This is a genomic window from Sandarakinorhabdus oryzae (assembly GCF_009733735.1).
GTDB lineage: Bacteria > Pseudomonadota > Alphaproteobacteria > Sphingomonadales > Sphingomonadaceae > Sandarakinorhabdus > Sandarakinorhabdus oryzae.
Map to the genome: position 1 here is coordinate 1 of NZ_WNJP01000105.1, position 9,758 is coordinate 9,758.

12 protein-coding genes are annotated in these 9,758 nt (G+C 67.2%); 6 read left to right on the top strand and 6 right to left on the bottom strand.

The genetic code is table 11. The annotated features are described in order from the left end of the window. The first annotated feature begins 5 nt into the window (after window positions 1–5). Genes bamA through GJ693_RS10705 form a run of 4 tightly spaced genes read left to right on the top strand, consistent with a single transcriptional unit; the run spans window position 6 to window position 4,150 of the window. On the top strand, window positions 6–2,570 hold the full coding sequence (bamA, locus tag GJ693_RS10690; protein WP_235902823.1) for an outer membrane protein assembly factor BamA: 2,565 nt from the start codon (window positions 6–8) through the stop codon (window positions 2,568–2,570). Then, a complete protein-coding gene (locus tag GJ693_RS10695; protein ID WP_156256295.1) occupies window positions 2,570–3,166 on the top strand; it encodes an OmpH family outer membrane protein in 597 nt (198 codons plus the stop codon). The genes bamA and GJ693_RS10695 overlap by 1 nt, the downstream gene beginning before the upstream one ends. Next, window positions 3,166–3,645: a 3-hydroxyacyl-ACP dehydratase FabZ gene (gene fabZ / locus GJ693_RS10700; RefSeq protein WP_156256296.1), complete on the top strand. Its 480-nt coding sequence runs from the start codon at window positions 3,166–3,168 to the stop codon at window positions 3,643–3,645. Before GJ693_RS10695 ends, fabZ begins: the two co-directional genes overlap by 1 nt. A 40-nt stretch (window positions 3,646–3,685) precedes the next feature. After that, a complete protein-coding gene (locus tag GJ693_RS10705; RefSeq protein ID WP_156256297.1) occupies window positions 3,686–4,150 on the top strand; it encodes a hypothetical protein in 465 nt (154 codons plus the stop codon). On the opposite strand, the gene GJ693_RS10710 is transcribed toward GJ693_RS10705, so the two are convergent. From GJ693_RS10710 to GJ693_RS10725, 4 genes are read right to left on the bottom strand one after another with little or no spacing between them, the layout of a single operon-like run. Further along, window positions 4,125–5,024: a DMT family transporter gene (locus GJ693_RS10710; RefSeq protein ID WP_156256298.1), complete on the bottom strand. Its 900-nt coding sequence runs from the start codon at window positions 5,022–5,024 to the stop codon at window positions 4,125–4,127. The genes GJ693_RS10705 and GJ693_RS10710 overlap by 26 nt on opposite strands. Before the next feature lie 33 nt (window positions 5,025–5,057). Next, window positions 5,058–6,284: a glutamate carboxypeptidase gene (locus GJ693_RS10715; protein ID WP_197042116.1), complete on the bottom strand. Its 1,227-nt coding sequence runs from the start codon at window positions 6,282–6,284 to the stop codon at window positions 5,058–5,060. Window positions 6,285–6,327: 43 nt separating this feature from the next. After that, entirely contained in the window at window positions 6,328–6,846 is a 519-nt protein-coding gene (mobA, locus tag GJ693_RS10720) for a molybdenum cofactor guanylyltransferase (protein WP_156256300.1), read from the bottom strand. Continuing rightward, the gene (locus GJ693_RS10725) at window positions 6,846–8,009 is read right to left on the bottom strand and encodes an isovaleryl-CoA dehydrogenase (RefSeq protein WP_156256301.1); all 1,164 of its coding nucleotides are present in this window, start codon (window positions 8,007–8,009) and stop codon (window positions 6,846–6,848) included. Before GJ693_RS10725 ends, mobA begins: the two co-directional genes overlap by 1 nt. A 115-nt stretch (window positions 8,010–8,124) precedes the next feature. Between GJ693_RS10725 and GJ693_RS10730 the strand changes: the two genes are divergently transcribed. Continuing rightward, window positions 8,125–8,379, top strand: coding sequence for a helix-turn-helix transcriptional regulator (locus GJ693_RS10730; RefSeq protein WP_156256304.1), 255 nt, complete (start codon window positions 8,125–8,127; stop codon window positions 8,377–8,379). Window positions 8,380–8,387: 8 nt separating this feature from the next. Then, the gene (locus GJ693_RS10735) at window positions 8,388–8,852 is read left to right on the top strand and encodes a hypothetical protein (protein ID WP_156256302.1); all 465 of its coding nucleotides are present in this window, start codon (window positions 8,388–8,390) and stop codon (window positions 8,850–8,852) included. Window positions 8,853–8,920: 68 nt separating this feature from the next. On the opposite strand, the gene GJ693_RS10740 is transcribed toward GJ693_RS10735, so the two are convergent. Together GJ693_RS10740 and GJ693_RS10745 are read right to left on the bottom strand one after the other, a co-directional pair. Continuing rightward, entirely contained in the window at window positions 8,921–9,340 is a 420-nt protein-coding gene (locus tag GJ693_RS10740; protein ID WP_156256303.1) for a hypothetical protein, read from the bottom strand. Next, a partial coding sequence (locus GJ693_RS10745) for an acetyl-CoA carboxylase biotin carboxyl carrier protein subunit (RefSeq protein WP_328598830.1) occupies window positions 9,340–9,758 on the bottom strand: 419 nt, incomplete at its 5' end. The genes GJ693_RS10745 and GJ693_RS10740, both read right to left, overlap by 1 nt.

Below are 9,758 nucleotides of genomic sequence, written 5' to 3' on the forward strand. Positions count from 1 at the left end.
GGCCGATGGCGCTGCTGCTGCTCGGCTCGGCACTGGCCACCCCGGCGATCGCCCAGCAGCGCCAGCGCCCGGCGGCGCCGGAACCGCCGCGCCCGTCGGCCGAAGCCGAAGCCCGCGCCGCGGAATCGCGCAACCAGTCGGCGCTGCCGGCCACCGCCGCCAACGCCGGCATCGTGCGCAGCGTCGTGGTGCGCGGCACCGAGCGACTGGAAGCGGAAACCGTCCGCTCCTATCTCAACCTCGCCATCGGCGACCGGTATGACCGTGATGCGCTCGATACGGCGCTGAAGGCGCTCTATGCCTCCGAATTGTTCGCCGATGCCACCATCCGCGACGACAATGGCGCGCTCACTGTCGAGGTGAAGGAAAATCCGGTGATCAACCGGATCATCATCGAAGGCGCCAAGCGGGTGAAGGAAGAGAAGATCCGCGAGGAAATTCGCCTGGCGCCGCGCCAGATCTTCACCCGGTCCAAGGCCCGCGCCGATCTGGGCCGCATCCTCGAACTTTATCGCCGCGGTGGTCGCTTTGCCGCCAGCGTGGAGCCCAAGATCGTCCAGCTCGAACAGAACCGCGTCGATGTGGTGTTCGAGATCAGCGAAGGCCCCAAGTCCAAGATCCGCCAGATCAATATCCTGGGCAACGCCAAGTTCAAGGAAGGCGAGATCAGGAAGCAGATGGCCTCCAAGCAGGCCCGGCCCTGGCGCTTCTTCACCTCGAACGACACCTATGATCCCGATCGCCTGGCCTATGACCAGCAGAAGCTGCGCCAATATTATCTGACCGAAGGCTATGCCGATTTCCGCGTTGCCTCGGTGGTGGCCGAACTGACCCCCGACAAGAAGGACTTCATTGTCACCTATGTCGTGGAAGAGGGGGACCGCTACAAGTTCGGCAAGGTCGATCTTGAAAGCCAGCTGCGCGACATCAAGCCCAAGGAATTCCGCCCCATCATCAAGATGAAGGAAGGCGACTGGTACAACGCGCAGCTGATCGAGAACACGGTCGACAGCCTGTCGGAAACCGCCGGCCTGTTGGGCTATGCCTTTGCCGATGTCCGCCCGCAGTTCGAGCGCGACAAGGAAAATCTCAAGATGAACGTCACCTTCCAGATCGGGGAGGTGCCGCGAGTCTATGTCGAACGGGTGCAGATCAACGGCAACACCATCACCCACGACAATGTGATCCGCCGCGAGTTCCGCCTCGCCGAAGGTGACGCCTTCAACTCGATCAAGGTCAAGCGCACCAAGGATCGCCTGCTCGGCCTCGGCTTCTTCCAGGACAAGCTGGACATCGAACAGAAGCCCGGCACCACGCCCGATCGCATCGTGCTGGAAACCAACGTGCAGGAACGCCCGACCGGTGAACTGCAGCTGTCGGCCGGCTTCTCGTCGATCGAGCGCTTCATCTTCTCGGCCAGTGTGCGCCAGCGCAACTTCCGCGGCCGTGGCCAGGAAATCCGCCTGTCGGGCAACATCTCCAGCTATGCCAAGTCGATCGAGGCCGGCTTTACCGAACCCTATCTGGGCGGCCGCAACCTGGCGCTTGGCTTCGATGTCTTCCGCCGCGATTTCCGCTCGTTCCGCTTCACCGGCGGCAACACGCGCGACACCACCTACACGCAGGTTTCGACCGGCTTCCAGGTGCGCACCGGCTTCTCGATCACCGAATTCTGGGCCGCCTCGCTGCGCTATGGCCTCAGCCGCGAAGAAATCGGTCTGGATCAGAACGTGTTCTTCACCAACGGCGTCTGCGATCCGCTCAAGGCCGGCCGCTTCCTGTGTGAACAGCTCGGCAACCGCACGGTCTCCACGGTCGGCTATTCGATCATCTTCAACAGCCTGAACAACGTGCGCCTGCCGTCCGCTGGCCAGCGCTTCACCTTCAGCCAGGATCTCGCTGGCCTGCCGATCGGCATCAAGTTCCTGACGACGCGCGCCAATTATGATTATTTCACCCCGCTGTTCGGGTCGGGCTTCGTGCTCAACCTGGGCGGTGAGGCCGGCTATGTCACCGGCTATGGCGGGCAGGACGTGCTGCTCACCAACCGCTTCTTCCTGGGCCAGCCGCAGTTCCGCGGCTTCAACATCCGCGGCGTCGGCCCGCGCGTGCTGCGCCGTCCGTTGAACCTCGATGGCACGGTCAACCAGGATCGCCGCCAGGCGCTCGACGACGCGCTCGGCGGCCGCGCCTATTACATGGCGCGCGCCGAAGTGCGCATCCCGATCGGTTCGGCCGGCACCGAACTGGGCCTGCGCCCATCGATCTTTGCCGATGTTGGCGCGCTGTGGAGCCTGAAGCGGCCGACGCTGACCTGCCAGAACGGCCCGACTGCGCCGGCACCGATCGTGCCGGGTCAGACGGCGCCGTGCATTGCCACCGACGGCGTCTCGTCGGGCTTTGTCGAAGAATTCCTCGGGAATACACCGAAGCCGCGCGTTTCGGTGGGTATCGGGGTCAACTGGAACTCGCCGTTCGGGCCGTTCCGGTTTGACCTTGCCAAGGCCCTGGTCAAGCAACCAGGCGATGATCCGCAACTTTTCCAATTCAACGTAGGGACCGCGTTCTGATGAAGAAGACCCTGATTGCGCTGGCGCTCGCCGGCGTTTCTGCCCCCGTTCTCGCCCAGCAGCTGCCGGCTGCCGTGATCGTGACGGTTGACCGCCAGGAAATGATCGCCAATTCGGCGGCTGCCAAGGCGGCGCAGGCCGAACTGAAGCCCAAGGCCGATGCCCTGGGTGCCCGTCTCAACCAGCTGCGCACCAGCCTGGGCGCCGAGGAAAAGACCCTGCGCGACACCCAGCCGGCGCAGGGCGCCGCCCCGGCCGCCATCCAGGCCTGGCAGGCCAAGGTGCGCGATTTCGATGCCCGCCGCCAGCAGGCCGATCAGGAACTGCAGCGCCGCCAGGCCGAACTGCAGCAGTCCGAACAATGGGTGGTCAAGCAGATCAACGACGGCGCCCAGCCGGTGATCAGCCAGATCATGCGCGAGCGCGGTGCCAACATCGCCGTGGACGAGCAGGTGACGATCCAGCACGCCGCTGCCGTTGACATCACCGCCGACGTGATCGCCCGCCTCGACAAGGCGCTGCCGCGCGTTTCGACCACGCCGCCGGCCGCCCCGGCTGCCCCGGCCGCCACGCCGCCAGCTGCCCCGCCGCGCTGATGAGCGACGCTGCACCCCAGACGGCCAGCACCGCCGATGTGCTGGCCGTGATGGCGCTGCTGCCGCATCGTTTTCCGATGCTGCTGGTTGACCGGGTGATCGACATGATCCCCGGTCAATCCGCGACGGGCATCAAGGCCGTCACCATCAACGAGCCGTTCTTTGCCGGGCATTTCCCGGCCAAGCCGATCATGCCCGGCGTGCTGATCGTCGAAGCGCTGGCGCAAACCGCCGGCGTCCTCGCCATCCATGGTGCGCGCGCCAAGGATCCGACCGGCGGCGACAAGCTGGTGTTCTTCATGGCGATCGAGAATGCCAAGTTCCGCACGCCCGTCGAACCGGGCTGCCTGCTGCACCTGAAGGTCGAGGTGGTGCAGGACCGCGGCCGTGTCGCCAAGTTTAATGGCCGCGCCGAGGTGGATGGCAAGCTGGTCGCCGAAGCCAGCTTCACCGCCATGATCGCCGATCCGCCGGCGTGACGCCATTGCAGGCCGCCGGTCGCACCCCCATATGGCTGCCATGAGCCCCTTTGCCCCCCTGTTGCTGCTCGCCGGCATATTGTCGGCCAGCCAGTTCGCCGCCGATGTTGACCGCAGCGGCGCCAAGCCTGCGGTGGAGCACCTGGTTGCTGGTGGCGACTGGGGCCGGGTGATGGGGGCCATCCGCAACGGCGCCGCCGACTGGATCGCGCTGGCGCCGGAACTGGCAAAGGGCGTCGATGCCGCCCATTCGGCCGAGTTGACTGCCGCCCTGGCCGCCGCGCTGCCGCGCGCACCCTCCGAAGTACTTGCCGTCACCGATCTGCGGCGTGGGCCGGTGCTGGGCGTGCAGCTGGTCTGTGGCGCGCCGGCCGGCAGCCATGCGCCGGCTGCCCGTGCGGCCTATCTGGCCGATGCGCGGGAATCGCTGGAATTGCTGCCCGATGTCGCCGCCGTCGGCCGTGCCAAGGCGGTGTGCCTCAAGGAACTGGCGCTGGCGAAGTAACGGTCGCGGCCGGCTTGGGCGCGCGCGACGCCCACAGGCAGGCCCCGGCAATGATCGCCGCGCCCAGCACCGTGGTGGGCGCCACCGCTTCATCGAACAACAGCCAGCCGAACAGCGCCGCCCAGGGCAGGGCGCTATATTCCAGCACCGCCGATACCTGCGCCTGCAGATGCACATAGCCGCGCGCCATCAGCTGCACGCCGATATTGCCAGCGAGGCCCATCAGCATCATCAGGCCGAGATCGAGCGCGGGCGGCAGCGCATCCATGGTCAATACCACCGGTGACAGCCACAGCATCGGCACCAATGCGGCAATCAGCGTGATCACCGTCGCGCCATCGGCCGCGGCGCGACTGCGCAGGATCACCGCCGCCGCGCCATAAAGGATGGCGGCAAACACCGCGGCGCCGGCCGCCAGCAGATCATCGCTCGACAGGCTGGGCATGCCGCCGACGGTGACCAGCACGCCGACAAAGCCGAGCGCGCCGGCGGCGACATAGCGGGGCTGCACCGGCTCCTTGAGGTAGAGCGCCGCCATGAACGGCACGGTGAGGGGCCCGACGAAGGTGAGGGTGAGCACGAGGGCCATCGGCAGTTTCGAGATCGACCAGAAGAAGGCCAGCGCCATCACCGCGATCAGTGTGCCGCGTACCAGGTTGGGCTTCAGGCCCCCATCGGCCACCCACGGCCGCCCCTGCCATTGCCACACCAGCAGCCCGATGATGGTGCCGCTGACATAGCGGCCGAAGGTCGCCACCCCGGCGCCGTGGCGCAGCGCCAGATATTTGGCGAAGGCATCAAGCACGCACAGCGCCCCGATGCCGGCCAGCACCAGCAGGATCGCCGTCAGGCGCGAGGGATGGCCGCTGGACATGGCAGCGGCCTTAGCCGCGGATATTGCTGCCGTCTACCGCCCCAGCTTGCGGATCAGGCTGGCGGCGAGATAGAGCCGGCTCGGCACGCTTTCCAGATAGACATATTCGGCATCGGTGGTGTGATAGCCCACGCCCGGCAGGCCGAGCGATTCCAGCACCGGCACCCCGGCCAGCGCGGCATAGCCCGCGTCTGTGCCGCCACCGGTGCGCGGCAGCAGCGGCAGGCGCTGGCCCAGCGTGGCATAGATGGCCTGCGCATCCTCGATCAGCGCCCGGCTGGCGGCGGAGACATCAAAAGGCGGCCGGTTCACCTTCACCTCGGCCACCACCTTCGCCCCGGCGACGGCCGGCAGCTTCAGCCGCTCGGCCAGTTCGGCGCGGAACTGGTCAACCTCGGCCATGGTCGATGTGCGCAGATCGCCGATCAGGGTGATGTTGTTGGGGATGATGTTGCGCACCCCGCGGTCCTGGTTCACCACCGTCCAGTTGAAGCGGCGCTTGCCGGGGCCGCGATCGAGATCCTTGGTCGCCTCGATCACATGCGCGGCTTCAACCAGCGCGTTGATGCCGCTTTCCGGCGCGCCGCCGGCATGGGCGGACTTGCCTGTGATGGTGACGATGACGGTGTTGGTGCCCGACGTGCCATTGACCAGCACTTCCGGTCGTGCGGTGGGCTCGAAGCTGAGCACCGCCGTCATGCCCTTCGCCATGTCGGTGATGATCGGGCCCGAACCGATGGAGCCACGCTCCTCGTCGGTGTTGATCACCACGGTCAGTTCGGCAAAGTCGCGCGGGGAGAGCAAGGGCAGCGTGTGCAGGATCACCGCCACGCCCGACTTGTCGTCGGCGATGCCGGGGCCATAGGCGACCGGGCCATCGGGGCTGTCGACAACCTTGAACGGCGCCTTGGCCAACGCGCCTTTCTGATAGACCGTGTCCATGTGGGCGAGCAGCAGCAGCTTGCCGCTGCCGCTGCCCTGCCAGCGCGCCACGATGATGTCGCCCACCGTGCCGGGCAGGGGCTTGACGCGGGTGATGCTGCCGCCCAGCGCGCTGAAGCGCCCTGCGAGGTAACGGCCCAATGTTTCCAGCCCCTCGGCATCCCCGCTGCCGGTCTCGACCTCGACCAGCGATTTCAGCGTGGCGGTGACGGCAGGCGCCTCCGCCGTGGCCGCTTTGAGCAACGCCGCATCCGGCCTGGGCGCGGCCAGCGCCGAACTCGCCAGCAAGGCGCAGGCAACAAACATCAGTCTTGTCATGAACATCCTCCCCGCCGCCACCATAGCGGGGGAAGGGGGCTTGTCATCCCCCGAGGCCGGCCAGATCGTCGCGGGTGTTGATGTTGATCAGCGGGCCGAGATCGATCTCCAGCGCCTGGCACTGCCTCACCCAGTCACGGACACGGCGGCCGCCGCCTTCGATGAAACCCTCCAGCCGCGGCCAGTCGCGCACGGCCCATACCCCGACCAGCGGCTGCCCCATCGCGCAGACCGACCCAGTGCCGCCGATGAACAGCCGCTCCAGCCAGTCGTCGGGCAAGCCTTCGACATCAACGGGCAGCGACACGAGGTGGGCGCAGCCGGCACGCCGCAGATGGCGCATGGCGGCGGCCAGCCCACCCAAGGGCCCGAGGCCCGGCGCCGGCCAATCGGCCAGGCTGGTGATGCCCGGCACGTCGCGCCCGGCCACCACCAGTTCGTCACACACGCGCAGCCGCTCGATGGCGCGGGCGAGCAGCGTCTGGCCGTCGAGCAGGGCGAGCGCCTTGTCGCTGCCGAACCGCCGCGATTCGCCGCCAGCCAGCACGGCGCCCAGCATCATCAGGCGGTCTCTTCGAACAGTTCGCGCCCGATCAGGTAACGGCGGATCTCGCTGGTGCCGGCGCCGATCTCATAAAGCTTGGCATCGCGCAGCAGGCGGCCGGTGGGATAATCGTTGATATAGCCGTTGCCGCCCAGGCACTGGATCGCCTCCAGCGCCATCCAGGTGGCTTTCTCGGCCGAATAGAGGATGCAGCCGGCCGAATCCTTGCGGGTGGTCTCGCCGCGATCGCAGGCCTGCGCGACGGCATAGCTGTAGGCCTGCGCGGTGGAGAGGGCGACATACATGTCGGCCAGTTTGCCCTGCATCAGCTGGAACTGGCCGATGGGCTGGCCGAACTGCTGGCGCTCGTGAACATAAGGCACCACCACGTCCATGCAGGCCTGCATGATGCCGAGCGGGCCACCACTGAGCACGACGCGCTCGTAATCCAGGCCCGACATCAGCACGCGGGCGCCGTTGCCGACGCCGCCCAGCACATTCTCGGCCGGCACGGTGCAATTTTCGAACACCAGCTCGCAGGTGTCGCTGCCACGCATCCCCAGCTTGTCGAGTTTCTGCGCCGTCGAGAAACCGGCCATGCCCTTCTCGATCAGGAAGGCGGTGACCCCGCGCGAGCCCGCGGCGGGATCGGTCTTGGCATAGACCACCAGCGTCTCGGCATGCGGGCCGTTGGTGATCCACATCTTGTTGCCGTTGAGCACATAGTCGCCGTTGCCCTGCTGGTCAGCGCGCAGCTTCATGCCGATCACGTCGCTGCCGGCGCCCGGTTCCGACATGGCGAGGCTGCCGACATGTTCGCCCGAGATCAGCGCCGGCAGATATTTGGCCTTCTGCTCGGCCGTGCCCCAGCGGGCGATCTGGTTGATGCAGAGATTGGTGTGCGCGCCATAAGACAGGCCAACGCTGGCCGAGGCGCGGGAGAGTTCCTCCACCACCACGACATGCGCCAGATAGCCCAGGCCGATGCCGCCATCGGCTTCCGGCACGGTGATGCCGTGCAGGCCGAGTTCGCCCATCTTGGGCCACAGATCGCGCGGGAACATGTTGCTGGCGTCGATCTCGGCAGCGCGCGGCGCGATCTCGGCGGCGGCGAAGGCGCGCACGGTGTCGCGCAACATGTCGATGGTCTCGCCATGGGCGAAGTTGAGCTGGGTCAGCATCGGGTGATCCTATTGTTCAATATCGCCGTTCTAGGCCGGCGCGGGCAGGGCGGGAAGGGGGCTTGTCGAAACTGCGTTGACACAGCGATAGGTTGTGTATAAACAACGATTCGTGATGATGAACAACGAAACCTCAACGTTGCACAACCGCCTCGCGCTATTCCGCGCCGAAGCCGGGCTGTCGCGCAAGGAGCTGGCCGAGCAGGTCGGCGTCAACCCGCAGACCATCGGCTTCCTGGAGCGCGGCCAGTACGGCCCCAGCCTGGAACTCGGCCTGAAACTGGCGCGCGTGTTCGGCGTGCCGGTGGAGACGTTGTTCAGCCTCGACGCCTTTCAACCCCTGGCCCAGCAACTGGCCGCAACCAAGTGAGCAGGACGATGAAGCAAGCCCTCAATCCGCCGCTGCGCCTGTCGCTGCGCACCTCCCGCCTGCTCTCGCTGCTTGTGCTGGGCGGCATCGGTATCGGCTATCTGGGCGGTGCAATCTTTGCCGGGCCGGATGGCAGCACGCCGATCGGCTTTGTGGCGGTGCGCCTGATCGGCCTGTTCAGCGCCGTCGCGCTGTTCATCGAGGGCCGCGGCCAGATGGCCCAGGCCCATGACGCCATGTTGGACGAACGCGAACGGGCGTTGCGCGACAAATCCTATGTCGCCACGCACCAGTTCATGATCCTGGCGCTGTTCGGGTCCTTCCTCTGGTCGATCGTGGCGAAGTTCATCGATGGCTGGATGCCGGGCCAGGAACAGGCGCTCGATCTGCTGTCGGGCTTTGCCATTACGTCGATGGCACTGCCGGGCATCATTCTGGCCTGGCGCGAGCAGGCGGCCGACAGCGAGGATTGATCACACGCAGCTTCTGGCCGGAAGGGGCCGGGCCGGCACTTGCCCGCTGGCCCGGCCCATAGCCCGGCTCAGGCGCTGGCAACCAGCCGCACGCGGCGGCTTTCAGTGATGCGCCCCAGTGAGGCAAAGGGCAGGTCGTCAGGCTGCACCGGCCGGTGCGCGACCCGGATCGCCTCGAACGCGGCGCGCACGCCGTCATAGCCGGCCGGGGTGCGATAGCCGACCACCATCACCACATCCCACGCGGCGCCGTCCGCCGGATCGGCCCGGTGCAGCCGGGCATGGGCAAACAGGCCTTGCGCCACGGCGATGCGGTCCATGGCCAGCCAGTTCGCCTCCAGAAAACGCAGCAGGGCAGCCGGGTCGGCGGCGGCGGCCTTCAGGAAGGTCCATTCCTCGATTTCGGTGTCGGGCGGCGCCGCCGCCGCGGCCGAAGCCAGCGGCAGCCCCAGCGCCAACGCGGTCAACAGCCCGCGCCGATCCGGCATCAGCCGATTTCCACCAGCATCATGCCATCGGCGACCTGATCGCCCACAGCGACATGCACGGCCTGCACCGTGCCGGCGGTGCGCGCGGTCAAGCGATGCTCCATCTTCATGGCTTCCAGCACCAGCAGGCGGTCGCCTTCGGCCACGGCCTGGCCCGGCGTCACGTCCACGGCGAGCACGCGGCCGGGCATCGGCGCCATCATGTGGGCATGGCCGCCGCCGGCATCCTTCACGCGCGGCGGGCGGGTGCCCAAGGTCCAGCTCTGGCCGGCCATGCGCACCTCCACCACGCCGTCGCCTGGCACCACCGTCGCCGGCATCACCTGCCCGGCCAGATCGATGGAAAGCCCAAAGGCGCCGGTGCGCGTGGCGGAGACCTCGCCAACGCCGGCCAGCCCGCCGATGCGCCAGCGCGGGC